We start from the raw sequence: 24623 nt of genomic DNA, 5'->3' as shown, positions 1-24623 counted from the left end.
CAGGGCTCGCCGCCCCGCGCCGGATCACCCGTGGAGCCTCACCGTCCGGCCCCACCCGGCGAGTGCGCTCAGGGCGAAGCAGAGGTGAGGGCGTCCCGACCCGCCGGCCTGTGCGCGTGCCAACTCGCCCACCAGGGCGGGGTCCAGCAGCGGGGCCAGCGCCGAGGCGTCGGCGGCGGCCAGACCCTCCAGCAGCGCGCTCGGGGTGCGCAGCGGCGTCTGGTCGGCGTAGAACGGCGTGTCCGGCAGGGCGGGCCCCCGCAGCCAGTAGCGGAGCGGCGGGCGGGGGGAGGTCACGGCGCCGTAGCGCTCCTCCGGATAGCGCAGCAGCGCCGGGAACAGCCGGCCGATGGCCCAGCGGTGCCAGCGGTCGCCCAGCTTCCAGCTCCGGGGCAGGCTCTGCACGGCGTCGCTCCAGCCGGGGGCGAGCAGGGGCGCCCGCCAGCTGACGAAGGTGGTGACGGCCGCCAGGTTGGCGGCGATCTTGCGGTGTCCGTACTGGGTGCGGAAGAACGTGTCCGACGCCGCGAGCAGGGTGCCGCGCCCGGTTTCCCGCGGCAGCGCCGCCCGGATCCGCCCGGCCATCGCCTCCGGCCGCAGGGCTTCCCGGAGTTCGGCCGAGAGCCGGTGCCGCTCGTCCGGCGAGAACGGATCTCCGCCCGCGCGTTCGAGCAGGTAGGTGGCGGCCTCGGCGGCGGGACGCGCGGCCCGGGGCCAGGCGTGGCTCCCCGGGGTGGGCAGGTGGTGGGCCCTGGCCAGCTCACCGTGGTAGCCGAAGAGCACCGGCTCGGTGCGGGCGGCTTCGGCGACGTGGGCCATGCCCGCCCAGTTGCTGATCGGCAGGAGTCCGTCCGTCGCCGCCGTGATCCGGTCGGCGCCGGTCACGAGCGCGGACTCGGACACCGTGCAGGCGTCGTGGCGCAGCCCGAAGTCCCTGGCGATCGCCAGGGCGACCGTACGGTCGAACGAGCCGGCGACGCCCGAGATCAGCAGACACGGCCTGATCCCGTCGGCGAGCAGGGCGGCGAGCAGCAGCCGGGCGTCGAGGCCACCGGACATCGACAGGGTGCAGGGCGTCCGTGCCGCGTCCCGTACCGCCGTGCGCAGTGCGGTGAGGGCGGTACGTGCAGCCGCTCTCGGGGGCTCCGGCTCGCGGGGCCGCGGCGGCACGACCAGCAGGCAGGGGCGCGGCGGGGCCAGGGTCAGTACGGCCCCCGCCGGAACCCGGCGGACGTCGCGGTCCAGCGTGGCGTCGCCCAGCGGATGACCGTGCACCAGGTGGTCGGCCAGGGCCGCGGCGTTCCAGCGTGGTGCGCGGCGCGCGAGGCCGAGCACGTCCGTCACGCTCGCCCCGTGGGCCGCGCTCCCGGCGGCGGTGTCGTAATAGTGGGCCACGGCCCCCGACCGGGAGGTCACGACCACCTCCCGGTCCGGGAACGCGGCGGTGGCGGCGAAGTGTCCCGGCAGGTCCACGAGGGAGGCGGCGGCGCGGGAGGCGTCGGCCGGTCCGGCGGCGAAGGCGCGGCGGACGGCGGCCTCGGTGCCCGGCGGGCAGTCGCCGCGGACGGTGATCCGAGGAACCGGCTCGCTCACCGGCTCGCCGTTTCGAGGCCGTCCAGTTCGAGGCCGTCCAGCACGACGTCGGCGACGGCCATGACACCGAGTGAGCAGAACGCCGTGCTGGTGGCGGCCATGTCCGCCCGCTCCGCCCACTTGTTCGCCGGAGCGCCCCCGCCGCACACCGCGTAGTAGGCGCAGGTGCGTTCACAGGCGGCCCGGCCCCGCTCGATGTCCGAGGCGAGCAGCCGGAAGGTGTCCGGCCAGCGGTCGAAGCGGAACCCCGGGTCGGTCACCCGGCCCGCCGTGAAGTCCCCGTACCGTGCGCTCGTCCAGCCGTACAGCTCCGGGGAGAACGACGACACACGGCCGTCGGCTCCCACCGTGACGATCGACAGCGGTTCGTTCTGCGTGTTGCGCACGGGCAGGGCGTGGTGCAGGACGTGCCGCCGCATCGCCGCGAACTCGCGCACCTCGACGCCCGTCCGCTCCGACCAGCGCGCGACGCGGCGCAGGAAGGCCCGGTACTCCCGCTCGAAGCCGTCGGCCCGGTGCAGGGCGGAGTCGTTGCCCCCTTCGGTCTCCTCGGGGTTCAGTCCCAGCGATCGGGGGGCGAGCTCCGCCATGAAGTCCAGGTAGGCCCCGGTGTGGGCGAGCGTGACCGGGGTGATGACGGAGATGACGTCGTAGGGCAGCCCCGCCTGCACCAGGTGGCGGGTGCCCTTGAGGGCGCGTGCCAGGGTGCCCGCCCCGCCGCGGGTGCGCCGGTAGGCGTCGTGCACCTGCGCGGGGCCGTCCAGGCTGACGCCCACCCGCACCTCCTCCCGCCGCAGGAAGTCCGCCCACCCGCCGTCGAGCAGCAAGCCGTTGGTCTGGAGCGAGAACGACAGGCGGGTCCGGTCCCCGAGGGCTCGCCGCAGCAGGGCGTGGGCCTGCGCGTAGAACGGCCTGGCCACGGTGAGCGGTTCGCCCGCGTGCCAGCGAACCTCCAGCTCCGGTGCGAGCAGACCGCTGTCGGAGAGCGCCTGGGCCGTCGCGCGCACGGTGTCCAGGGGCATCACGGTCCTCGTACGCCGGTCGGGCAGGTAGCAGTACGCGCAGTCGATGTTGCAGAAGCCGGTGGACTGCAGCACCACCTGCCGTATCGGTCCGAGGGCGGGTGGGGTCGCGTGCCGCGGCGGGGTCATCGCGCCTCCCGTACCAGTGGGGCGGCGGTCAGCCGGTTGGCCGTCAGGAACGACACGTCCGGCAGGCCGACGGTGTTGGTGGCGCCGTCGTGCAGGACGTCCTGGGTGTTGACGAGATACGCCTGGCCGGGACGGAGCCGCAGCCGCAGCACCGGGTGGGCGGGGAACGCCGTGAAGAAGGCGTTCTTCAGGGCGTGGCCGGTCTCCGGAACCGCATGGCCTCCCGCGGCGAGCATCAGCATCAGATCCGTCGTGCGGAGATTGACGAAGTGGACGTAGCGGTCGGTGAAGCCCAGGTTGGCCACCGTGAGGAGGAGGGAGCGGTGCCGCTCGGTCAGCGGGAAGTCCTCGTGGTTGTCGAGGTGCAGCCCCATGAACGTGCGCCGCTCGTAGTTGTACGCGGTCGAGACGAGGCCGGGACGGTGGACCACGCTGTCGGCGGCCCCCTGACGCGTACTGCGTGCGCCGACACGACGTCCGACGGCGTCCAGCACGCGTTCCCGCACCCGTTCGAGGACCGAGCCGCGCCGCGCCGCATGCTCGTCGACGTCGCCTTCGCCGGCGTCGCCTTCGCCGGCGGCTGCGAGCACGGGCAGCAGTGCGTCGCGGCACGCCTCCAGCGCGTCGGCGTCCAGGCCGAGCACGGTCAGCATCCGGTTCAGCGGGGTGGCCGGGGCGGGGGCGAGCAACTCCCGCTCGGCCGGGGTGAGGTGACGCCAGTCGTCCCGGGGGACGACGGCCGTCGGGTCCGCCGCGGCCCCGATGACGTCGGTCAGCCGCCGGATACCCGAACAGATCATGACGTCCGACGGATCGAAGGCATCACTGCGAACGGAGAGGGTGACACCGGTTTTCAGCATGCGGACTCCGGCTCTGCGAGGCCCGGGGCCGCGCCGGGCGCGGCCCCGGGAGACGGATCGATGGGAGGTCAGTCGCCCCAGGTCGAGTACCCGGAGAGACAGGAGCCGCGGCTCGCGGCCGGGTGCGTGGCACGGAGACTCTCGACGCGGTCCGTCACACTCCTGACCTCGCCGGTGGACACGGAGACCGACAGGGGGACTTCCGCCGTGTCGGCGACGGCCGCCATCCGCGCGGCCAGGTCGGTGTTGCGTTCGGTCGTGGTCATCTTCAACTCCTCGTGTCGACTTGCCGGTTCGAGGCGAAGTCAACGCGTGCGGCGGCTTCCGCCGAAAGCACCGGACCGGTTCCCATCGGCTTCCGTTCCGCTTCCGTACGGCCGTGTGACTCAGCGGGCCGTGAGGCGTTCCCAGTTGCGGTGCGCGATGTCGGCCTTCTGGTCGTCGGTGAAGGGGGCGTCCTCCAGGAACGACCGGGCGACACCGGCACTGGTGTCGACGAAGGGGAAGCCGGCCGGGCGGAACCCGTAGGTGAAGGGGTAGTCGGTGGAGTACAGCATCCGTTCGGTCCCCACGACCTCCGCCGTCCAGCGGAGGTAGCGGGGGCTGACGGTGCCGCTGCCGGCGACCCAGAAGTTCTGCGTGAAGTAGTCGGCGAGCGGGCGGGCCAGACCGCCGGCGTCGGCGAAGAACCCGGTGTGGTCCAGATAGAAGAGCACGACCTCGCCCCAGTGGCCGGCGATCACCTGGAGCTCGGGGAACCGGTCGAAGACCCCGGAGAAGATCATGCGCAGGTACTGCACGCCCAGGTCGTAGTACCAGCCGATCGCGGGCCCCGCCAGTGCGGTCCCGATGGGACCGATGTCCGAGTAGTAGGCGTCCACCACGGCCTGCACGGGCATCTGCGGGTGGAAGTGCAGCGGGACCCGCAGCCGCTCCGCAGCGGCGTACAACTCGTCGTACCCGGGGTCGTCGGCGAGCTTGGACCCGGTGCGCCCGTAGAGCATGGCGCCGGGGAAGCCCAGTTCGGTCACGGCCCGCTCCAGCTCCGCGGCCGCGGCCGACGGCGACTGCGTGGGGATCGCCGCGAACGCCCGGAACCGGTCGGGCCTGCCGGCGACGATCTCCGCGAGCTGGTCGTTGGTGTCCCGGGCCACGGCGACCGCGTCCGGGCCGGGCAGGTTCTGCACACCCGGTGACGAGACCGACAGCACCGCCACGTCGATCCCCTGGTCGTCCATGTGCGCGAGCCTCGTCTCCGCGGTGTCGCGAAGCCGCCGGGCGACGGGGCTGTCGCCGAACCCCAGGTTCGGCAGCTCCGGCACCCCGGCCCTGGACCACGCTTCCGTGATCGCGGGCACGACGACGTGCTCTTCCAGTGCGGTGATCCGCAGTCGATCGGACATGCCACGCTCCCAAGCTTCTGGTATCAATGGAACCAGATAGAGCGTATCAGTGATATTAACAACGGAAACATTGAAGTACTATCGTCGATATCGCAGATCCGAGCAGAGGCAGGCGCGTCGACAGGGAGGGACGTCGGCAAGAGGAGTGCTGACAAGAGGAGGGGCGAGGGCAGCCGCCGCTACCCGGAGTCCGTCGAGCGTGCGGCTCGCTGCCGCGATCAGCGCCTGCCGGTCGGCCGGGTCGGCCCAGCACTCGAAGGAGTCGCAGAAGGCGCGGATGCCGAGGTGGGCGGCGAGAGTCGCGCGGCCGGGCGGCTCATGCCGCCGGCCGGCGCGGCGGCCCAGGGCGGTCCTTCACAGCCCGTACCGGTCGAGCATGCCCAGCAGCTTCCGCCGGCGTTTCAACTCCGTCCGCAGGTCGGCGAGATACCTGGCGAACACCGGTTCGCTCCCCAAGGCGCGATGGCAATCACGTGCGCCCAGCAGCAGTCGCGTCAGGCGCTCGTAGGCGCGGTCCCCGGTCGGCCCCTTCGACCGCTCGACCAGCCGCAGGTACACGCCGAGCGCCTCGCCCGGACGCGCCTCACGCGACAGGTCGGCGAGCCGCTCCCACTGCCGGTCGTCGGCCCGGTCGGCCGCCTCCCGCCAGGCGGCATCCACATCGCCGTCGTCGAGCAACACGTCGATCAGCACCGGCCCGCCGTACCGGCCACCGCGCTCCTGCCGGGCCTCCTCCCTCAGGACGGTCAGCGCCGCCACCCGCTCGGCGTCCCAACTGCCCGCCGCCCGGGCGGCGGAGCGCACCTGCCGGTAGGCGGCCAGAGACCGCTCGGCACGGAACCGGTCGCGGCGCACCGTGACCGCGTCGGCCGCCCGCCCCGCCGTCGCATACCGGGCGCATACGTAGTCGACCAGACGGCCGTCGATGTACGTCTCGGCGGCGCAGTCCCGCAGCCCCCGCTCCGCCCAGGCGAGTGCCTCGTCCGAGCGGCCCGCCGCTTCCAGTTCCTCTGCGATGTGCAGATGGGTGGCACCGGACGGGTCGAGGTCCCGCGCGTGCAGGGCGACCAGCGCGTCGACGTCGCCCTCAGCCTTGACCAGCCGTTCCATCAGATACCGCGCCGCCCAGCCGGACGGCCTGTGCTGCAGTGCCTCTGTCGCCAGCTGCCGCATACGGGCCAGCCCGCTCTGCCCCAGCACGTCGGCGTAGTCGAGCGGATCCAGGTCGGCCACGTCGTTGCTTCCGTCGAGTACCGTGCCGGCCAGCCACTCGGCCAGCCGCTCCGGATCAGGGTGGGCGACTCGGCAGGCCTCCAGATGGGCCCCGGCCACCGCGGCGGCGGCCTGCCCGACCACACCGTCGGAGTCGTCGATCTCCCCGTACGCCTCCCCCAGCACCCGGATCGCCTCCTCGGCCAGACCGACCGCCTGCGCCGCCTGCCCGTCGGCGGTCACGGCACGCAGCGCGGCAGCCGCCTCGGCCACTTGTCGCGCGTACCCCGCGGCATCGCCGTACTCGACGTACCCGTACCGGGCGAACGGCCGCGGATCGATCAGCGCGATGATCCGGTCCCGGACCACACCGATGTCGGAGCGAGCGGCGGCGGCCCGCAGCTCCCAGCGCCGACGCAGTCCCCGGTCCTCGGCGATCTGCTCCCGCACCAGCGCCAGGAGTTGCTCGCGTGACAGCCCTGAAAGCCACGATTCCAAGCCGGAAGACCGTGCCCGCGCCACGGCCCGCTGCCGCGGAATCGTCTTCGCCCGCCGCAGCACGGTCAACCCGACCGCCACACAGTGCTTGCAGAAGTTGCCCTCCTGCCCGTACGGGCAGTCGCACCATCCTGAGATGCCGTCATCCCCGCCGAGGGTGAGTTCCACCTCGTAGACATCCGTACCGTGCACCACGGCGCTGACCGAGCCCTCCCCCACCTCCAGCCCGCTCACCGCGTCCAGATACCCCAGCCCCCGCTCGAAGGACCGAGCCCCGGCCACCGCCCTCAGATCGTCCTCGCCGAATCCGACCACTTTCCGTGCCACACCGGCATTCAACCGCGGATCGGCAGCTCTTGGAGCGGGTAGGGACTCGATCTCTTGAGGGGGCCGAGTGATGGCCGGTCCGTCTTCCCGGCCATGCGCGGCTGTGGGCGTGATGTCCTCAGGCGCGGACGTCCCGCTGCTGCACTTCCTTGAGGACCGCCGCCACTGTGGCGAAGTCGTGGTCCACGTGGAGCACCGTGTGACCGTGGTGAACCGCTGTCGCGCACACCAGGAGGTCGATGACTCCCGCGGCCCGGTGCTGCCCGCGTTGCGTGAGCTTGTACTGAGCGGTCTCGACCCAGCGCCAGGCGTTCTTCGGGACCGGCGAGAGCTGACACAGAGCATCCAGCTCCCCTGCCAACTCGTCGCGATGAGACGGGCTGGTGGCCGAGTACAGAAACTCGGTGCGCGTGGGCTCGCAGATGCGCAACACCCCGGCGGCGATATGCCCCTCCCACGGATTCAGCGCCCCAGGGGTACGGAACAGGTGCCACAACGCAGAGGTGTCGACGAGATACGTGATCACTCAAACGCCGCCCGCCGCGCGCGCCTGGCAGCCTCGTACGCCGCTGCGGCCTCCTCGAACTCGCCGCGCTCGCCCCGCTGGACCAGCTTCTCCGCGGCCTCAAGCCTCCTGATGCGGGCCACATAATCCCGCAGAGCCGTGTTGACGGTCTCCTTTTTCGTCGTCACGCCCATCAGGCGCATCGCCTCGGCCAGCGCCTCGTCATCAAGGTCGATCTGGGTAACGGACATCCTCACCACCCCACCGAGAGTCCACAATGTACATATGCAATATACGTCACCAACATTCCTGGCGCTGTCCCCGCCGACCGGCCCTAAGCCGCTGCCGCGGAACAGGCGGGTCGCCCCCCAACGCGTGCTCAACGAGCCCCCACGGGGACGGCTGACCGCCAAGGGTGAGCACCGCAGCGCAGGCCCCGTCGACCTCCTGGTGGCTGCCGCCGCCAAGGAAGCGGGGCTCACGCTGCTCCACTGCGACCACGACTTCGACACCATCGCCCGCACCACGGGACAGCCGGTCCGCACGATGGACCTCAGGCAGTAGAGCCTCCACAGCCGCACAGTCGGCGATGAGGCACGAGGTGGCCCTCTGACAACGGCGTGTCGAGAACTCAGCCAGAGCCCGGGCGCCCGAGCCGCAGGATTGACTCGCCGACCGGCAACTCACCCGCGGCCCGTACCGTTCGTCAACCTTGCTCGTGGCCTCTTGCTCTCGGTAGCAGCGGGATCAGCGCGATGAGCCCGAGTTGACCTTCCAACACCTCAGAAGAGACGTTTCCGCAGGTTACGACCCTGCACTGGTGGGGCGGGTGGGACTCGAACCCACGGCCGACGGATTATGAGTCCTTTTCGGATCTTCCGCTTGCGGCCGGATCCTGCCCTGATCTTCCTATTTCAGCACGTCAGCGGCGTGCAGCCCTGCGGACACGCGCGTGACCTTCCTAGTCCTTCAGGATCCTTCCGTCCACTGCGTGTCCACTACGGGTGCACGACAAGCCACCCACGACGGCCACTGGGACCTCACCGAGAGCAGGTGCGCAGGCAGAAGCCTCGTGACTCGTGACTCGAAGAGCCGAGCAGCAGGGATGCCTTACCGGCGAAGCAAGGGCTCGCCCTCTTGACCCGAGGGCGGGGCTCCGCGCGTCTTGGCAGTCAGTGCGCCCGCACCGGATCACACGCCGGATGCGGGGACATCATGGTCGGCAGCGGGCAGGTGGCCCCAGAGGCACCGGGCGCGAGGCAGGTCGCCGCCCTCGCTGTGCGCGAGCACCTGCTCTCGGACCTCGTCCGGTCTCGCCTTCCGGCTGTGAAGCCCGCCGATCAGGCCAGGCTGGAGCCGGCCCCTCGATATACAGTGGAGTAGGTATACTGATATACATCGCCGTATACACAGGGAGTCGCAGTGAGCCGAACCGTCATCGATCTCGACGACGAGGCACTGGAGGCAGCCGCCAGGGAACTCGGCACCACCACCAAGCGCGACACGATCAACACCGCCCTGCGCGAGGTCACCGCTCGCTACCGGCGCCTGCGCGCGCTCGAGGATTCCCGGCAACTGGTGGCCGACGGAGCCCTGGACATCAACATCCTCCTGGACAAGAGCCAGTACCGGCCGTGACCGTCGCCGACTACCTCATCGACACCTCCGCCCTCGCCCGCGTCCTTCTCGCCCAGAACACGGCCGAGTGGGACGACAGGATCGCCGTCGGCCTCGTCGCGATCTGCGACCTCACGGAACTTGAGGTCCTCTACTCTGCCCACTCTTCCGCGGGCCGCGCTCGGCTGAAGGCGGCACTCGACGCCCACTACGTCTGGTGTCCGATGCCGGACGGCATCTACCGCCGCTCCCGCGTGGTCCAGGAGCAGCTCACCGCGAAAGGGGAACACCGCAGCGCGGGCCCGGTCGACCTCCTCATCGCAGCCGCCGCCGAAGAAGCGGGCCTCACCCTGCTCCACTACGACCGCGACTTCGAAACCATCGCCCGGACCACGGGACAGCAAGTACGCACGATCGACCTCAGACATTGATCCTTTTCCAACCTGACATGGAAACGTGGTGAAGGAGGAGGACCGGTCCCGACAGTGGCTGTGGCGCGGTTGGTACTGCGGCAGACCTTCAGCAGGCGCCGGCCCTCGAGGGTGACGCCTGCGCCCGGCTCAGTGGATCCTGGCGCGAGCCCCGACACACAGGCCGTCGCCCGCGGAAGGGGGCGCGGTCGGACAGCCCGCTCCTTGGGGCGCCTTGCCCCCCGGCTCGGTCGCGCGCGCTGTCCCGCCTCCCGCTGCCCGCCCTGCAGCAGCCGAAGCACTGGCCGCGCTGAGTGCGCTGGTCTCTCGGGACGTCCTGGCGGATTCGCTGGACGCGACGGCGGACGAGGCCGCGCGCGACCTGGACCCTCCGCATCTGTACGCCTGGTGTCATCTGCGCGATGCGAAGCGGGTGTTCACCCTGTCGCGGATCCACGGGTCGATGCCCCCGGCATAACGCCCGGGCGATGAGCCCGGGCGTGCCGAGCGGCCGTACCCATCCCGGAGGGACATCGGCACTCGCGTTCCGGCCGTTCCGCTGGGATACCGAATGAGCGGCACCGTCCGTCGCCGACAGCCTAGGGTAGTAACATGTACTACATGGAGACCACTGCCCGCGAGTTCAACCAGAAGTCCTCGCAGATCCTTGCCGCCGCGGCCCGTGGCGAGACCGTCACAGTCACCAAGAACGGAACCCCGGTGGCTCGGGTCGTACCGATAAGCGACACCGACATCCCCCCGTACCCGACCGACCCCATGGGGGACCTCGACCTGCCCGACCTCGGTCTGCCCGATCTCACCGACGACGAGATCGAGGACACGCTCAAGGGGATGGGCGCGTGACGATGATCGCCATCGCCGACACCAACGGCCTGTACCGCCTGCTCGATCCGAACCTCACCGGACACCAGGAGCACAGGAAGGCACTGGCAGCGACCAGCCACCTGGTCATCTCCCCCCTGGTACTGGCCGAGCTGGACTACCTGATCGCGACACGCGCCGGAGCCCGCAAAGCTCTGGCGGCGGCCCGGTTCATCGAACGCAACGTGGCGACGCGCCGATTCGAGGTACCGCCCGTCAACACGCACCTGAGCGCGGCGATCGCGGTCGCAGAAGGGTACGCCGACGCGGACGGCGGCAAAGGCATCGGACTGACCGACGCCATGAACGTCGCTCTGGCCGCCGCCTACCGCACCGACGCCCTGCTCACCACCGACCATCACTTCCGCATGGTCCGCCCCCTGACCGGCCATCCCGCCTTCAGGCTCCTACCCGACGACCTGTAGCCCGCACCGCCTGGCGCGACACCCAGCACCAGCCGATCACGTCGGTGCGGCGTGCTCCTGGCACGGTCGCTTCTGCAAGAGCGCAGCGAAGATCGCGCCCGCGCCGCATGCGCGCCACCCTCCACGTCGCCCGCCGCTGTGCCGCCCCGCGACAACAATCCATCGCCGCCTCCCGGTTGAGGTCGGGTACGCAGGGCGGCAGGCAACAGACGGTCAGCCACCTACGGGCTGCCACCCACCACCGCACATCGACTGCGTCCAGCGTCGGCACGAGGCACCGGCGTTACGGTTTCAGCTGCTGCGTTCGGTTCCGCGACCCTGGCCAAGTGACGGGCCACTTGCCCGGATCGTAGGGACGGACGCCTTGAGCTCTGACGACTTTCCCGACGACCTCTTCCTCCTCGAACCGGCGGCACCACACTGCGGCCGGCTCCAGGCCCTCCCGTCCACTGTGCGTCCACTGGATCTTGGACACAGAGCTCGCCAGGTGACCCCCAGCGTATCCGGACATCCGTGTCACTGCAGGTCAGAGCCCTGCCAGGAGCAGCCGGGCGAGCCGGGCGATCCTCTGCGACTTCCGACGGTGCCCCTGAGCAGCGGATTCTCTCCGTTGGGCCGGAGTTCATGATCTCCCTGCCGAGAAAAGACGTTTCCGCAGGTCACAGCCCTGCAAGGGTGGGGCGGGTGGGACTCGAACCCACGGCCGACGGATTATGAGTCCGCTGCTCTAACCGGCTGAGCTACCGCCCCATAGCGGCGTGTCGCGTACACGTGTGCGCGCCGTGTGCCGCAGCATAGCCGCTCATACGATCTCCTGCTTCGTACGGTCGACTACGCATGTCCTGAAGGACTCCGCCGTGACCTGCGCGGTTCCCCCGGACAAGGGGTGAGACATGAAAAAGGACCCCGGAGGGTCCTCGTTCATCACCTGCTCCCCCGACTGGACTCGAACCAGTAACCTGCCGGTTAACAGCCGGCTGCTCTGCCAATTGAGCTACGGAGGACCGAGCTCCCCCGACTGGACTCGAACCAGTAACCTGCCGGTTAACAGCCGGCTGCTCTGCCAATTGAGCTACGGAGGAATGCCTCGTTGCATCGAACGTACCTACCTGGGTAGCCCCCAGAGGGCGTGCGCTCGCTGCGACACATACATTAGCGCAAGCAGGGGGGTGCTTTGCCAATCGGTATCCCCGTACCGCAACGCCGCACCGCAGACCGACGCAAGGGAAGGGTGGCCGCCATGCGCTACCGGCTCACGTTCGTGGTTGGACTCGGCCTGGGGTACGTCCTGGGCACGAGGGCCGGGCGCGAGCGCTACGAGCAGCTGAAGAAGTCCGCCCAGCGGATCGCGCAGAACCCCGCTGTGCGCAACACCGCCGAGACGGCCGCCCACCAGGGCCGCCACTTCGCGGGCAGGGCGTACCACGTGGTCAGCGACAGGGTCGGTGACCGCATGCCGGAGTCGGTGGCCCACCGGGTCCGCTCCCTGCGGGAGCGTTCCTCGCACAACGGCGCCGAGGACGATTGGGGCACCAGCAACACGTAGGGGTCATCCGCTGAGCTCTCCCGGCCCGAGCAGAGCGACACGTGCGGCAGAATTTTCCGTATGGGGATAGTCGCCGGGTTGGACAGTTCGCCCGATTTCACTCGCATCGTCGTCTGCGACACGGACACGGGGGCCGTGCTCAGGCAGGGGTATGCCCCCCATCCGGTCGAGAGCCCGGAAGGGGCCGGCGGCCGGCCCTCCGACGTCGACCCGCAGACCTGGCTGCTCTCTCTCGGTGAGGCCGCCGGTGGCGGCCTGCTGGAGGGAGTGCAGGCCATCGGCGTGTCCGCGCAGGCGAACGCCGTCGTGCCGCTCGACGCGCAGGGCGCCACCGTGCGCCCCGCCATGGTCGGCGGCGACAAGCGCGCGCAGGTCGCCGCCGCCGATCTCGTCGACGCGCTCGGCGGCCGGGAGGCGTGGGCGCAAGCCGTGGGGAGTGTGCCGCAGGCCGCCCAGCCGGTGACCAAGCTGCGTTGGCTGGCCCGGAGCGAGCCGGAGGCCGCCGCCCGTACGGCGGTGCTGCTGCAGGCCCACGACTGGCTGGTCTGGCAGCTGCTCGGGCGGCCGGTGCGGCGCACCACCGACCGCGGCGGGGCCTCGGGGACCGGCTACTGGTCCGCGGCGACCGGCGCCTACCGGCCGGACCTGGTCGAACTGGCGCTGGGCCACCAGGCGATGCTGCCCGACGTGATCGGGCCCGCCGAGGCGGCCGGTACGACGCCCGAGGGGCTGCTGATCTCGGCCGGCACCGGCGAGACCATGGCTGCAGCGCTGGGCCTGGGCATCGGGCTCGGCGACGCGGTGGTGTCGCTGGGCGCCTCCGGGTCGGTGATGGCCGTTCACCCCGAGGCGCTGGTCGACAGCACCGGGATGATCACCTCGCTGGCGGACGCGACCGGCATGCACCTGCCCGTCGTCACCACCCTCAACGCCGTACGGGCCCTGCGGGGCACCGCCGAGCTGCTCGGGCTGTCCGACCTGGAGAGCCTGTCGGAGCTGGCGATGAAGTCCACGCCGGGCTCGCACGGGCTGGTGCTGCTGCCGTACCTGGAGGGCGAGCGCACTCCCCATCTGCCGCACACCGCGGGGACGCTGGCGGGACTGCGGCGCGAGTCGATGAAGCCGGAGCATCTCGCCCGGGCCGCCTTCGAGGGCATGCTGTGCGGGCTCGCGGACGCGCTGGACGTGCTGCGCGGGCGGGGTGTGGCGGTGCGGCGGGTCTTCCTGCTGGGTGCCGCCGCCGAGCTGCCCGCGGTTCAGGCGGCGGCGCCGTCGCTGTTCGGGGCACAGGTCGTCGTACCGCAGCCCGCGGACTACGCGGCGATCGGCGCCGCCCGGCAGGCCGCCTGGGCGCTCGGGGTGTCGCAGGGCACGCTCGATCCGCGCACCCCGCCGGCCTGGCAGGGCGCTGCCGCGCAGGTCCTGGAGCCGGGCGAGGAGCTGGCCGTGGGGCAGGCGGTGCGCCAGCAGTTCGTGTCGGTGCGTGAGCAGACCCACCCGGGGGCGTTCCGCTGACCGGTCACGGGGCTGAACTGATCATCACGGGGCTCCGCCGGCCATCACGGGGCCCGTCGGCCATCGAGGGGCTCCGCTGAGCGCCCCGGGGGCGCATTGCGTTCACCGTCCCCGGGCACCTCACGGGCCGGCCTCCCAGGGGTGCATTGCGCTCGCCGTCCCGAGGCGGTCGGCTGATCGTTCCGGAGTCACCGGGCGTCCGGGCGGTCCGCTGACCGCTCCGGGCTTCGCCGGCCGCCCGGCAGGTTCCGCCCACGGCTCAAGCGGGCAGCCTGTTGGGTTAATCGGTTGAGGTAACACGGGGGAAGTGTCCGACGATAGGGGCCAAGGGCAACCAACCGCCCCTACCGCCGACTCCGAGAGACCCAGTGTGCTCATACGACTGCTTAGGGCTTACCTCAGTCCTTACAAGAAACCCATCGCCCTGGTCCTGGCGCTGCAGTTCCTGCAGACCTGCGCCACCCTCTACCTGCCCACGCTGAACGCGGACATCATCGACCGCGGCGTCGTACGCGGGGACACCGGCTACATCCTGAGCCACGGCGGCCTGATGATCGGCATCTCGCTGGCGCAGGTCGTGTGCAACATCGGCGCCGTGTACTACGGCGCACGCACCGCCTCGGCGCTCGGCCGGGACGTCCGGGCGGCCGTCTTCGACCGGGTGCAGTCCTTCTCCGCGCGTGAGGTCGGTCACTTCGGCGCGCCGTCGTTGATCACCCGGACGACCAACGACGTCCAGCAGGTCCAGATGCTGGCCCTGATGTCGTTCACGCTGATGGCGTCGGCGCCCATCATGTGCGTGGGCGGCATCGTCATGGCGCTGGGCCTGGACGTGCCGCTGTCCGGGGTGCTGGTCGCCGTGGTGCCCGTGCTCGGTGTCTGCGTGACGCTGATCGTGCGGCGGCTGCGGCCGCTGTTCCGGGCCATGCAGAAGCGGCTGGACACGGTGAACCGGGTGCTGCGCGAGCAGATCACCGGCAACCGGGTGATCCGCGCGTTCGTCCGCGACGGCTACGAGCAGGACCGCTTCCGGAAGGCGAACGCCGACCTGACCGAGATGTCGCTCGGCACCGGCAACCTGCTGGCGCTGATGTTCCCGGTGGTCATGACGACGGTGAACCTGTCGTCGATCGCGGTGGTCTGGTTCGGCGCCCACCGCATCAACAGCGGCGAAATGCAGATCGGCGACCTGACCGCGTTCCTCGCCTACCTGATGCAGATCGTCATGGCCGTGATGATGGCCACCTTCATGTTCATGATGGTGCCGCGCGCCGAGGTGTGCGCCGAGCGCATCCAGGAGGTCCTGGACACGTCGTCGAGCGTGGTGCCGCCGACGGCGCCGGTCACCGAGCTGCGCCGGCACGGCCACCTGGAGCTCCGGGGCGCGGGCTTCCGCTACCCGGGTGCCGAGGAACCGGTGCTCAAGGCCGTCGACCTGGTCGCCCGGCCCGGCGAGACCACCGCGGTGATCGGCTCCACCGGCAGCGGCAAGTCGACGCTGCTGGGCCTGGTCCCCCGGCTGTTCGACGCCACCGACGGGCAGGTCCTGGTCGACGGCGTCCCGGTCGGCGAGCTCGACCCGGGGCTGCTCGCCCGGACCGTCGGGCTGGTCCCGCAGAAGCCGTACCTGTTCGCGGGGACGGTCGCGACCAACCTGCGCTACGGCAACCCGGACGCCACCGACGAGGAGCTGTGGCAGGCGCTGGAGGTGGCGCAGGCCGCGGACTTCGTGCGCAAGCTGGAGGGCGGGCTGAACGCGCCCGTCGCACAGGGCGGCACCAACGTCTCCGGCGGTCAGCGGCAGCGCCTGTCCATCGCCCGCACGCTGGTGCAGCGCCCGGAGATCTACCTGTTCGACGACTCCTTCTCCGCCCTCGACTACGCCACCGACGCGGCCCTGCGCGCGGCCCTGGGCCGGGAGACCGCGGAGGCGACCGTGGTGATCGTCGCGCAGCGGGTGGCGACCATCCGGGACGCCGACCGGATCGTCGTCCTCGACGAGGGCACGGTCGTCGGCACCGGCACCCACCACGAGCTGATGGCGGACAACGAGACCTACCGGGAGATCGTGCTCTCCCAGCTGACGGAAGCGGAGGCTGCCTGATGACCGGGCCGATGGCACGGATGATGGGCCAGGGCGGCGGTCCCGACAGCCGTTCGCTGGACTTCAAGGTGTCGGGCCGGCGGCTGCTGGGCCGGTTCCGCCCGGAGCGGGCCACGCTGTACGCGCTGCTGCTGTGCGTGGTGATCAGCGTCGGCCTGAACGTGGTCGGGCCGAAGATCCTCGGCCGGGCGACCGACCTGGTGTTCGGGGGCATCGTCGGACGGCAGATGGAGGCCGGCCCCAGCAAGGAGCAGGCCCTGGAGGCGATGCGGCAACGCGGTGACGGCGATGTCGCCGACATGCTGCGCGGCACCGACTTCACCCCCGGCGAGGGCATCGACTTCGGTGCGGTCGGCGAGGTGCTGCTGCTGGCTCTCGGCGTGTTCCTGGTGGCGGGGCTGCTGATGGCGGTGGCGACCCGGCTGGTGAACCGGGCCGTGAACCGCACGATGTTCCGGATGCGCGAGGACGTGCAGAGGAAGCTGTCGCGGCTGCCGCTGTCGTACTTCGACAAGCGTCAGCGCGGCGAGGTGCTGTCCCGGGCGACCAACGACATCGACAACATCGGGCAGACGCTGCAGCAGTCGATGGGCCAGCTCATCAACTCGGTGCTGACCGTCATCGGCGTGCTGGCGATGATGTTCTACGTCTCCTGGATCCTGGCGCTGGTGGCGCTGGTGACCGTTCCGCTGTCGTTCGTCGTCGCCACCCGCGTCGGCAAGCGGTCGCAGCCGCACTTCGTGCAGCAGTGGCGGTCGACGGGCACCCTGAACGCCCACATCGAGGAGATGTACACCGGGCACACCCTGGTGAAGGTGTTCGGGCGGCAGGAGGAGTCGGCGCGGCAGTTCGCCGAGCAGAACGCGGCGCTGTACGAGGCCGGGTTCAAGGCGCAGTTCAACAGCGGTGTCATGCAGCCGCTGATGATGTTCGTCTCGAACCTCAACTATGTGCTGGTGGCGGTCGTCGGCGGGCTGCGGGTCGCGTCGGGCTCGCTGTCGATCGGCGACGTGCAGGCGTTCATCCAGTACTCGCGCCAGTTCTCGATGCCGCTGACGCAGATCGCGTCGATGGCGAACCTGGTGCAGTCGGGCGTGGCGTCGGCCGAGCGGGTCTTCGAGCTCCTCGACGCCGAGGAGCAGGAGGCGGACCCGGTGCCGGGCACCCGGCCCGAGCGGCTGAGCGGGCGGGTGGCGCTGGAGCACGTGTCGTTCCGCTACGAGCCGGACAAGCCGCTGATCGAGGACCTGTCGCTGACCGTCGAACCGGGGCACACGGTCGCCATCGTGGGGCCGACCGGCGCCGGCAAGACGACGCTCGTGAACCTCCTGATGCGGTTCTACGAGGTCTCGTCCGGGCGGATCACCCTGGACGGGGTGGACATCGCGACGATGTCCCGGGACGAACTGCGCTCCGGGATCGGCATGGTGCTGCAGGACACCTGGCTGTTCGGCGGCACCATCGCGGAGAACATCGCGTACGGCGCCTCGCGGGACGTCACCCGGGGTGAGATCGAGGAGGCGGCGCGGGCGGCCCACGCGGACCGGTTCGTCCGGACGCTGCCCGACGGCTACGACACGGTGATCGACGACGAGGGCACCGGGGTGAGCGCCGGTGAGAAGCAGCTCATCACCATCGCCCGGGCGTTCCTGTCCGACCCGGTGATCCTGGTGCTCGACGAGGCGACGTCGTCGGTCGACACCCGGACCGAGGTGCTGATCCAGAAGGCGATGGCGAAGCTGGCGCACGGGCGGACGTCGTTCGTCATCGCGCACCGGCTCTCCACGATCCGGGACGCCGACACCATCCTGGTGATGGAGAACGGCTCGATCGTCGAGCAGGGCACGCATCTGGCGCTGCTGGCGGCCGACGGGGCCTACGCGCGGCTGTACAAGGCGCAGTTCGCGGAGGCGGTGGCCCAGGTCGACTGAGTGCGCGGGGCCGCTCACGGCGGTGGGCGGCCCCCGTTCAGTCGAGGTAGCCGCGCAGTTGGTCGGCGAAGGCGTGGTCGCGGAGCTTGTTGAGGGTCTTCGACTCGATCTGCCGTATCCGTTCGCGGGTCACGCCGAAGAGGCGGCCGATCTCCTCCAGGGTGCGGGGGCGGCCGTCGGCCAGGCCGTAGCGGAGCTGGACGACCTTGCGTTCCCGTTCACCGAGGGTGGACAGGACGGCCTCCAGGTGTTCGCGCAGCAGCAGGAACGCGGCCGACTCCACGGGGCTCGCCGCGTCGCCGTCCTCGATCAGGTCGCCGAGGGCGACGTCGTCCTCCTCGCCGACCGGCGCGTGCAGGGAGACCGGCTCCTGGGCGAGGCGGAGCACCTCGCTGACCCGCTCGGGCGGCAGGTCGAGCTGGGCGGCGACTTCCTCGGGGGTCGGTTCGTAGCCGCGTTCCTGCAGCATGCGGCGCTGGACCCGGACCACGCGGTTGATGAGTTCGACGACGTGGACGGGGACGCGGATGGTGCGCGCCTGGTCGGCGAGCGCGCGGGACATGGCCTGGCGGATCCACCAGGTGGCGTAGGTGGAGAACTTGTAGCCGCGGGCGTAGTCGAACTTCTCGACGGCGCGGATCAGGCCGAGGTTGCCCTCCTGGACGAGGTCCAGCATGGTCAGGCCGCGTCCGACGTACCGTTTGGCGACCGAGACGACCAGGCGCAGGTTGGCCTCGATGAGCCGTCGTTTGGCCATCCGGCCGAGCACGACCAGCCGGTCCAGGTCGACGGCGAGCCGGCTGTCCAGGTCGGGGGTGCTGCTCAGCTTCTCCTCGGCGAACAGCCCGGCCTCGACCCGGCGGGCGAGTTCGACCTCCTCGGCGGCGGTGAGCAGCGGGATGCGGCCGATCTCGCGCAGGTACTGGCGGAACAGGTCGGCGGAGGGGCCGCCGCTCTCGGTGCGGGTGCGGACCGGTTCGATCGCGGCCACCGCTTCGACCACGTCGACCGCTTCCGGCGCTTCGGCCGGTCCGGCGGGCGGGGCCGGTTCGGCGGGCTCGGTGGTCCCGGGGGTTTCGGCCAGGGCCGCCGGCGGCGGGCCGTCCGGTTCGCCGTCCGGGTGGTGCGGGGCACGGCTCTGCGCGGGCACCGCGACCAGGACGCCGCTCTCGGCGTCGGCCTCGCTGTGCTCCGTGTGCTCCGCGCCGCCGGTGGTGCTGTCGGTGTGGGTGAGGGTCCGGGTCTGCACGGGGGCGACCTCCAGGATGATCGCTGCCGAGGGGGGCGGCAGCGGTACTTGGGGAGCGGAGTCGACGGCCTCGCCGCTGTCCGTCCCGTACGCGTTGAGCGCGCCCGCGGCGATCGGGAACCCGTGGGGGACGGTTCGGCCGCGCTCCGAGGACTCAGGCACCGGAACCAGTGTGGGGTACGACACATCACCGCCACGAGGGGCGTGCGGTGACTTTTTGAGTCCGGTCCGTCACCGCGAGGTGACCGCCCGCCCGAAATCCGGGTGCCCTCGGCACGCCCCGTCTGCGAGGATCCCGCAGTGTCCGGATCCCTGTACGAAACCCATGTGACCGTCGACTGCGCGAGCCCGGCGGAAGCGGAACGGCTGTGTAGCTGGGCGGACACGGCCGGCCTCAAGCTCACCCACATCGTGCTGGCGCGCGGCCGGATGCGAGTGCAGCCCATGCTGACGCTCGCCGGTTCCCGCACGTACGCCGAGGAGTCGGCGCGGGCCGAGCGGGTGGTGGCGGCGCTCGGCGCGGACGGTTTCACGCCGGTCCGGGTGAAGACGGAGTCGTCGCCCTGGGCGCCGGAGGTGCCGGACGGGCCGTGCGGGGGCGGACGGTCCGGCGGGGAGTATTACGAGCACCATGTGAAGCTGCTGCTCGACGCCGGCGCCGGCCTCGGCGCGCTGACCACGCGGGTCGTACCGCACGGCGCCCACCTGTCGTGGAACGCGCGGCGGGTGCTCGGCGGCGGGCGGCACGAGCGGTTCGTGACGCAACGGTGCCACCAGGTGACGGCGGCGGGGGCGGGGCGGGCGCTGGACCGGCTGCTCGAAGAGCTGACCGAGTATCAGGTGCTGTCCGTGGAGCGGGAGTTCGTGCTGTACGACAGCGATCTTTCGGTGGACGACGGATGGATCGAGGACATGACGACCGAGGGGGCGCGGGGATGAGCTGGAGCTGGCGGAACTGGCGCTGGTCGAGCAAGGAGACGCCCCGGGACGAGCTGGACGACCGGATCCGGCTCGACCACCAGCTGCCCCGGACGGTGCGGACCGTCGCGGGCGAGGGCATCACCCAGCGGCTGGTCTTCGACCCGTCGACGAAGCAGTACCCGAACGCCTACCGTGCCTCCGACCCCGCCTTCGCCGACCCGGCACGCGGCGAGGCGTGGCGGGCCGCCCGGCGCCGGGCACTGGATCTCGTCCTGGCCGCGATCGCCGGCTCTCAGTGGTGCGACTCGCTGGTGCTGCGCGGCAGTGTGCTGATGTCGGCATGGTTCGGGGACGCCGCCCGCGAGCCCGGTGACCTGGACTTCGTCGTCGTACCGGACACCTGGGGCCTGCGCGACGAACGGACCGGCCGCATGCTCGACGGGATCGCACGGGCCGCGCGGGCCGCCTCCGCGGACGGCATCGGCTTCCCCGCCGAGGGCGTCGGCGTGGAGGACATCTGGACCTACGAGCGCGTACCAGGCCGGCGCATGGTCCTGCCCTGGTCCGCGCCCGGACTCCCCGGCGGCCACGTCCAGCTGGACTTCGTGTTCAACGAGCGGCTGCCCGAGCCGCCGGAGCCGGTCGAGCTGCCCGGCGGGGCGGTCCTGCTCGGGGCGACGCCCGCGCTGTCCCTCGCCTGGAAACTGATGTGGATCATCAACGACGCGTACGCGCAGGGCAAGGACCTCTACGACGCGGTGCTGCTCGCCGAGCGGCATCCGCTCCCCCACGAGCTGTTGCAGGAGGTGTTCCGGCTGTCGGGCGAATGGCCCCGCCCCTCCCGCGACGCCGTACTGTTCGAGGACCTCGTCGAGGGCGTCGGCTGTGTGGAGTGGCACCACTTCGTCGCCGAGTACCCGCGGTTCGCCGAGCGGGAGCGGGAGTTCGCGGACCGGTTGCTGCGGGCCGTGGCGCCGGCCTTCGAAGGGCGCTCAGAGGGCTCCGGCGCCGTGCTCCCGTAGTGCCTGGTCGTACTGCTGGAGGACCCACAGCTCGTTCTGCACGGTGGCGAGTTGGGCCGGGTCGCCGCCCGCGGAGAGGCGGGTGAGCTGGGACTGGACGTCGCGGACCCGGCGTTCGACGGCGCGGCGGCGGACCTGGACCAGGACGGTGCCGGCGTAGATCTCGTCGACGGCGCGGCGCATGATCGGCTCGACGGCGAGTTCCGTGACCATCGCGCGGACCGTGTCGTCGGGGGCCGCCTCCCGGACCCGCACCAGGTACTCCTGGGGGTCCTGCACGCCCCACTCGGCGCCGCCCGCGTCGAGGACGGCCTGGCGTACGGCGGCGTAGGGCGGGGCGGTGAACTCGTCGACGCCGTACGCGTCGAAGGCCGGGGAGACCAGTTCGGGGCGTTGCAGGGCGAGCTTGAGCAGTTCGCGTTCCGTCGCGTAGACCGGGTTGCGCAGGGTGAGCGCGGGGCCGGAGACGGCGGGGCGGGGCGGGGCGTCGTACTGCTGCGGACCGCGGGGGGCGGGTGCCGGGCCCTTGCCGCCGCGGTCGCGGGCCCAGCGGGCCAGCTGGGCGACCCGGCGGACGACGAACTGGGTGTCGAGGATGCCCAGCAGGCCGGCGAGCTGGACGGCGACCTCGTGCTGCGCCCCGCTGTTCTTGATGCGGGCGACGACGGGCGCGGCCTCGTCGAGGGCGGCGGCGCGGCCGGCCGGGGTGTCGAGGTCGTAGCGGCCGACGATCTGGCGGAGGGCGAACTCGAAGAGCGGGGTGCGCGGTTCGACCAGGTCGGCGACCGCGTCGTCGCCCTTGGCCAGGCGCAGGTCGCAGGGGTCCATGCCGTCGGGGGCGACGGCGATGTAGGTCTCGGCGGCGAACTTCTGGTCGTCCTCGAAGGCGCGCAGGGCGGCCTTCTGGCCGGCCGCGTCGCCGTCGAAGGTGAAGATCACCCGGGCCGAGCCGTTGTCCATCAGCAGCCGGCGCAGGATCTTGATGTGGTCGCCGCCGAAGGCGGTGCCGCAGGTGGCGATGGCGGTGGTGACGCCGGCGAGGTGGCAGGCCATGACGTCGGTGTAGCCCTCGACGACGACGGCGCGGGAGGACTTGGCGATCTCCTTCTTCGCCAGGTCGATGCCGTACAGCACCTGCGACTTCCGGTAGATCGCCGTGTCGGGGGTGTTGAGGTACTTGGGGCCGTTGTCCGCCTCGTAGAGCTTGCGCGCGCCGAAGCCGACGACGTCGCCGCCGATGTCGCGGATGGGCCACATCAGGCGGCCCCGGAAGCGGTCGATGGGGCCGCGGCGGCCCTCCTGGGACAGCCCGGAGAGGACCAGTTCCTTGTCGGTGAAGCCCTTGCCGCGCAGGTGGCGGGTGAGGTGGTCCCAGCCCTGGGGGCTGTAGCCGACGCCGAAGTGCTGGGCGGCGGCCTGGTCGAAGCCGCGCTCGGCGAGGAAGATCCGGCCGGCGTCGGCCTCGGGGCCGGTGGCGAGCTGTTCGGCGTAGAAATCCGCGGCGATCTTGTGGGCCTCGACCAGGCGGATGCGTTCGCCGCGCTGGTGGGCGGGGTTGTACCCGCCCTCCTCGTAGCGCAGGGTGAGGCCGGCCTGGGCGGCCAGCCGTTCGACCGCCTCGGAGAAGGTGAGGTGGTCGATCTTCATCACGAACGTGATGGTGTCGCCGCCCTCCTGGCAGCCGAAGCAGTGGAAGAGTCCCTTGCTCGGGCTGACCTGGAAGGACGGCGACTTCTCGTCGTGGAACGGGCACAGCCCCTTGAGGTTGCCGCCGCCCGCGCCTCGCAGCTGGAGGTACTCGGACACCACGGCGTCGATCGGGACCGCGTCCCGAACCGCCTTCACGTCCTCGTCATTGATCCGTCCTGCCACGCGTGAATTCTACGGGGGCGCAGTGACAGAACCGGTGGCCGTGGCGTCAGGAGGCGAGGCTGTCGAGGGGTACGTGGGGGTCGGCGAGGGCCTCGGTGTCGACCCGGGCCCGGGAGCGGATGAGGTTCTGGACGGGTTCTGTGACGTCCCACACGTTCACGTTCATCCCCGCGAGCACCCTGCCCTCCTTCACCCAGAAGGCGATGAACTCGCGCTTGCCCGCGTCCCCGCGGAGCACCACCTGGTCGTAGGAGCCGGGCGGTGCCCAGCCGCTGTACTCCATGCCGAGGTCGTACTGGTCGGAGAAGAAGTACGGCACGCGGTCGTACACGACGTCCTTGCCGAGCATGGCGCGGGCGGCGGCCGGCCCGCCGTTGAGCGCGTTGGCCCAGTGCTCGACACGCAGCCGGGTGTCGAACAGGGCGTGCGGGAAGGACGCCACGTCACCGGCCGCGTGGATGTCGGGGTCGGAGGTGCGCAGCCGTTCGTCCACCAGGACGCCGCCGCCGTGCGCCCGGTCGGCGATCTCCAGTCCGGCCGCCTCCGCGAGCGCCGTGCGGGGCGCCGCGCCGATCGCGGCGAGGACGTCGTGCGCCGGGTGCTCCTCGCCGTCGTCGGTGCGGGCGGCGAGGACCACGCCGTCCTGGCCGACGATCTCCGTCAGCCGTACCCCGAACCGGAAGCGGACCCCGTGTTCGCGGTGCAGTTCGGCGAAGATCTCGCCCAGCTCGGGGCCGAGGACGCCGTGCAGCGGGGTCGCCTCGGGTTCGACGACGGTGACCTCCGCGCCGTACTCGCGGGCCGCGGCCGCGACCTCCAGGCCGATCCAGCCCGCGCCGGCGATCACCAGGTGGCCGTTGTCGCGGCCGAGGGCGGTCAGGACGCCCTTGAGGCGGTCGGCGTGCGCGAGGCGGCGCAGGTGGTGCACGCCGGCCAGGTCGGTGCCGGGGACGGGGAGGCGGCGGGGCTCCGCGCCCGTGGCGAGCAGCAGCTTGTCGTAGTGGACGTAGGTGCCGTCGTCACCGAAGTGGACGGTGCGGGCGGCGCGGTCGATCGCGTCGACCGTCTGGCCGAGGTGCAGCTCGATGTCGTGCCGGGCGTACCAGGCGGGCTCGTGCACCGGGACGCTGTCGCGGGCCTCCTTGCCGAGCAGGTAGCCCTTAGACAGCGGCGGGCGCTCGTAGGGGTGGTCGCGTTCGTCGCCGATCAGTATCACGCGGCCGGTGAAGCCCTCCGCCCGGAGCGTCTCGGCCGCCTTGGCGCCGGCCAGGCCGCCCCCGACGATGACGAATGTCTGATCCGCGTCGACCACGTGATGCCTCCTCGTAAGCGTGCCGCCACATGCGAGCGTCCCGCACGGAGCGTGATGGGGGAAGAGGGAGTGGCCCGATCAGGCCACGCAGGGTCACCTACGGGTCACTCCTGTCCCGTCAGTCTCGCGTGCAACGAGCGCGCGGAGGCGTCGGTGAGGGAGGCGATCTGGTCGACGATCACCCGTTTGCGGGCGTGGTCGTCCCGCGCGCGGTCGAACATCGCCCGGAACTGCGGGTCGAGTCCGTCGGGGGCGTGGGGGGGGGGGG

General features: G+C 71.4%; 21 protein-coding genes, 3 tRNA genes and 2 pseudogenes. 11 read left to right on the top strand and 15 right to left on the bottom strand.

Annotated elements, in window-relative coordinates:
* Positions 1-24: 24 nt before the first annotated feature.
* From ACSLTV_RS04055 to ACSLTV_RS04020, 8 genes are all read right to left on the bottom strand, one after another.
* On the bottom strand, positions 25-1593 hold the full coding sequence (locus ACSLTV_RS04055; RefSeq protein ID WP_435611638.1) for a hypothetical protein: 1569 nt from the start codon (positions 1591-1593) through the stop codon (positions 25-27).
* On the bottom strand, positions 1590-2744 hold the full coding sequence (gene grrM, locus ACSLTV_RS04050) for a cyclophane-forming radical SAM/SPASM peptide maturase GrrM/OscB (protein ID WP_435611637.1): 1155 nt from the start codon (positions 2742-2744) through the stop codon (positions 1590-1592). Before grrM ends, ACSLTV_RS04055 begins: the two co-directional genes overlap by 4 nt.
* Positions 2741-3604 carry a hypothetical protein gene (locus ACSLTV_RS04045; RefSeq protein ID WP_435611636.1) on the bottom strand — a complete coding sequence of 288 codons (864 nt, stop codon included), beginning with the start codon at positions 3602-3604 and terminating at the stop codon, positions 2741-2743. The genes grrM and ACSLTV_RS04045 overlap by 4 nt, the downstream gene beginning before the upstream one ends.
* Positions 3605-3672: 68 nt before the next feature.
* Positions 3673-3870: a hypothetical protein gene (locus ACSLTV_RS04040; protein WP_432139209.1), complete on the bottom strand. Its 198-nt coding sequence runs from the start codon at positions 3868-3870 to the stop codon at positions 3673-3675.
* 120 nt (positions 3871-3990) lie between these two features.
* Complete coding sequence (locus ACSLTV_RS04035; protein ID WP_432139210.1) at positions 3991-5007, bottom strand: amidohydrolase family protein; 1017 nt, start codon at positions 5005-5007, stop codon at positions 3991-3993.
* A 354-nt stretch (positions 5008-5361) separates the two neighbouring features.
* Positions 5362-7044: an SWIM zinc finger family protein gene (locus ACSLTV_RS04030; protein ID WP_435611634.1), complete on the bottom strand. Its 1683-nt coding sequence runs from the start codon at positions 7042-7044 to the stop codon at positions 5362-5364.
* Positions 7045-7162: 118 nt separating this feature from the next.
* Positions 7163-7570 carry a PIN domain nuclease gene (locus tag ACSLTV_RS04025; protein WP_432139212.1) on the bottom strand — a complete coding sequence of 136 codons (408 nt, stop codon included), beginning with the start codon at positions 7568-7570 and terminating at the stop codon, positions 7163-7165.
* Positions 7567-7800 (bottom strand): type II toxin-antitoxin system VapB family antitoxin, encoded by a 234-nt coding sequence (locus ACSLTV_RS04020; protein ID WP_432139213.1) that lies wholly within the window; start codon positions 7798-7800, stop codon positions 7567-7569. The genes ACSLTV_RS04025 and ACSLTV_RS04020 overlap by 4 nt, the downstream gene beginning before the upstream one ends.
* A gap of 148 nt (positions 7801-7948) precedes the next feature.
* Here ACSLTV_RS04020 and ACSLTV_RS04015 point away from each other — a divergent pair.
* The 5 genes and pseudogenes from ACSLTV_RS04015 to ACSLTV_RS03995 form a co-directional block, all read left to right on the top strand.
* Positions 7949-8113: pseudogene (locus ACSLTV_RS04015) on the top strand (PIN domain-containing protein); the annotation flags it as partial.
* 858 nt (positions 8114-8971) lie between these two features.
* Positions 8972-9187 carry a type II toxin-antitoxin system VapB family antitoxin gene (locus ACSLTV_RS04010; RefSeq protein ID WP_018889935.1) on the top strand — a complete coding sequence of 72 codons (216 nt, stop codon included), beginning with the start codon at positions 8972-8974 and terminating at the stop codon, positions 9185-9187.
* On the top strand, positions 9184-9597 hold the full coding sequence (locus ACSLTV_RS04005; RefSeq protein WP_435611633.1) for a PIN domain nuclease: 414 nt from the start codon (positions 9184-9186) through the stop codon (positions 9595-9597). Before ACSLTV_RS04010 ends, ACSLTV_RS04005 begins: the two co-directional genes overlap by 4 nt.
* Positions 9598-10197: 600 nt before the next feature.
* Complete coding sequence (locus tag ACSLTV_RS04000; RefSeq protein ID WP_097222963.1) at positions 10198-10440, top strand: type II toxin-antitoxin system Phd/YefM family antitoxin; 243 nt, start codon at positions 10198-10200, stop codon at positions 10438-10440.
* The gene (locus ACSLTV_RS03995; protein WP_432139215.1) at positions 10437-10883 is read left to right on the top strand and encodes a PIN domain-containing protein; all 447 of its coding nucleotides are present in this window, start codon (positions 10437-10439) and stop codon (positions 10881-10883) included. The genes ACSLTV_RS04000 and ACSLTV_RS03995 overlap by 4 nt, the downstream gene beginning before the upstream one ends.
* A 676-nt stretch (positions 10884-11559) precedes the next feature.
* Here the strand turns inward: ACSLTV_RS03995 and ACSLTV_RS03990 are convergent.
* From ACSLTV_RS03990 to ACSLTV_RS03980, 3 genes are all read right to left on the bottom strand, one after another.
* Positions 11560-11633 (bottom strand) — tRNA-Ile (locus tag ACSLTV_RS03990).
* A 181-nt stretch (positions 11634-11814) separates the two neighbouring features.
* Positions 11815-11887, bottom strand: a tRNA-Asn gene (locus ACSLTV_RS03985).
* 5 nt (positions 11888-11892) lie between these two features.
* Positions 11893-11965, bottom strand: a tRNA-Asn gene (locus ACSLTV_RS03980).
* A gap of 158 nt (positions 11966-12123) precedes the next feature.
* Between ACSLTV_RS03980 and ACSLTV_RS03975 the strand changes: the two genes are divergently transcribed.
* The 4 genes from ACSLTV_RS03975 to ACSLTV_RS03960 all read left to right on the top strand — a co-directional run bounded on the left by ACSLTV_RS03975 (position 12124) and on the right by ACSLTV_RS03960 (position 17979).
* Complete coding sequence (locus ACSLTV_RS03975) at positions 12124-12429, top strand: YtxH domain-containing protein (protein WP_432139216.1); 306 nt, start codon at positions 12124-12126, stop codon at positions 12427-12429.
* Between the two features lie 60 nt (positions 12430-12489).
* The gene (locus ACSLTV_RS03970) at positions 12490-13944 is read left to right on the top strand and encodes a xylulokinase (RefSeq protein WP_432139217.1); all 1455 of its coding nucleotides are present in this window, start codon (positions 12490-12492) and stop codon (positions 13942-13944) included.
* A 370-nt stretch (positions 13945-14314) separates the two neighbouring features.
* Positions 14315-16048, top strand: coding sequence for an ABC transporter ATP-binding protein (locus ACSLTV_RS03965; RefSeq protein ID WP_432139218.1), 1734 nt, complete (start codon positions 14315-14317; stop codon positions 16046-16048).
* Positions 16048-17979, top strand: coding sequence for an ABC transporter ATP-binding protein (locus ACSLTV_RS03960; RefSeq protein ID WP_435611632.1), 1932 nt, complete (start codon positions 16048-16050; stop codon positions 17977-17979). The genes ACSLTV_RS03965 and ACSLTV_RS03960 overlap by 1 nt, the downstream gene beginning before the upstream one ends.
* 37 nt (positions 17980-18016) lie before the next feature.
* On the opposite strand, the gene ACSLTV_RS03955 is transcribed toward ACSLTV_RS03960, so the two are convergent.
* Positions 18017-19390, bottom strand: a complete 1374-nt coding sequence (locus ACSLTV_RS03955; protein ID WP_432139220.1) for an RNA polymerase sigma factor — start codon at positions 19388-19390, stop codon at positions 18017-18019.
* A gap of 138 nt (positions 19391-19528) precedes the next feature.
* On the opposite strand from ACSLTV_RS03955, the gene ACSLTV_RS03950 reads away from it, so the two are divergent.
* Both ACSLTV_RS03950 and ACSLTV_RS03945 read left to right on the top strand, forming a co-directional pair.
* Complete coding sequence (locus tag ACSLTV_RS03950; protein ID WP_432139221.1) at positions 19529-20167, top strand: hypothetical protein; 639 nt, start codon at positions 19529-19531, stop codon at positions 20165-20167.
* Positions 20164-21171 carry a nucleotidyl transferase AbiEii/AbiGii toxin family protein gene (locus tag ACSLTV_RS03945; RefSeq protein WP_432139222.1) on the top strand — a complete coding sequence of 336 codons (1008 nt, stop codon included), beginning with the start codon at positions 20164-20166 and terminating at the stop codon, positions 21169-21171. The genes ACSLTV_RS03950 and ACSLTV_RS03945 overlap by 4 nt, the downstream gene beginning before the upstream one ends.
* On the opposite strand, the gene dnaG is transcribed toward ACSLTV_RS03945, so the two are convergent.
* The 3 genes and pseudogenes from dnaG to ACSLTV_RS03930 form a co-directional block, all read right to left on the bottom strand.
* Complete coding sequence (gene dnaG, locus ACSLTV_RS03940) at positions 21142-23043, bottom strand: DNA primase (RefSeq protein WP_432139223.1); 1902 nt, start codon at positions 23041-23043, stop codon at positions 21142-21144. The two genes, ACSLTV_RS03945 and dnaG, sit on opposite strands and share 30 nt — an antisense overlap.
* A gap of 46 nt (positions 23044-23089) precedes the next feature.
* On the bottom strand, positions 23090-24355 hold the full coding sequence (locus ACSLTV_RS03935; protein WP_432139224.1) for an NAD(P)/FAD-dependent oxidoreductase: 1266 nt from the start codon (positions 24353-24355) through the stop codon (positions 23090-23092).
* Between the two features lie 104 nt (positions 24356-24459).
* Positions 24460-24623 (bottom strand): annotated as a pseudogene (locus ACSLTV_RS03930) (deoxyguanosinetriphosphate triphosphohydrolase); the annotation flags it as partial.

It is taken from the genome of Streptomyces sp. bgisy159 (assembly GCF_965341775.1).
In the GTDB taxonomy this organism is placed as follows: domain Bacteria; phylum Actinomycetota; class Actinomycetes; order Streptomycetales; family Streptomycetaceae; genus Streptomyces.
The sequence above is the reverse complement of the archived record's forward strand: the minus strand, read 5'-3'. Positions and strand labels throughout refer to the sequence as shown.

Bases quoted from the DNA above. Each gene is read 5' to 3' on its own strand.
- ACSLTV_RS03960 (WP_435611632.1), top strand. From the start codon at position 16,048: ATGACCGGGCCGATGGCACGGATGATGGGCCAGGGCGGCGGTCCCGAC.
- ACSLTV_RS04035 (WP_432139210.1), bottom strand. From the start codon at position 5,007: ATGTCCGATCGACTGCGGATCACCGCACTGGAAGAGCACGTCGTCGTG.
- ACSLTV_RS04000 (WP_097222963.1), top strand. From the start codon at position 10,198: ATGGAGACCACTGCCCGCGAGTTCAACCAGAAGTCCTCGCAGATCCTT.
- ACSLTV_RS04020 (WP_432139213.1), bottom strand. From the start codon at position 7,800: ATGTCCGTTACCCAGATCGACCTTGATGACGAGGCGCTGGCCGAGGCG.
- grrM (WP_435611637.1), bottom strand. From the start codon at position 2,744: ATGACCCCGCCGCGGCACGCGACCCCACCCGCCCTCGGACCGATACGG.
- ACSLTV_RS03945 (WP_432139222.1), top strand. From the start codon at position 20,164: ATGAGCTGGAGCTGGCGGAACTGGCGCTGGTCGAGCAAGGAGACGCCC.
- ACSLTV_RS03975 (WP_432139216.1), top strand. From the start codon at position 12,124: ATGCGCTACCGGCTCACGTTCGTGGTTGGACTCGGCCTGGGGTACGTC.
- ACSLTV_RS04045 (WP_435611636.1), bottom strand. From the start codon at position 3,604: ATGCTGAAAACCGGTGTCACCCTCTCCGTTCGCAGTGATGCCTTCGAT.
- ACSLTV_RS03970 (WP_432139217.1), top strand. From the start codon at position 12,490: ATGGGGATAGTCGCCGGGTTGGACAGTTCGCCCGATTTCACTCGCATC.
- ACSLTV_RS04040 (WP_432139209.1), bottom strand. From the start codon at position 3,870: ATGACCACGACCGAACGCAACACCGACCTGGCCGCGCGGATGGCGGCC.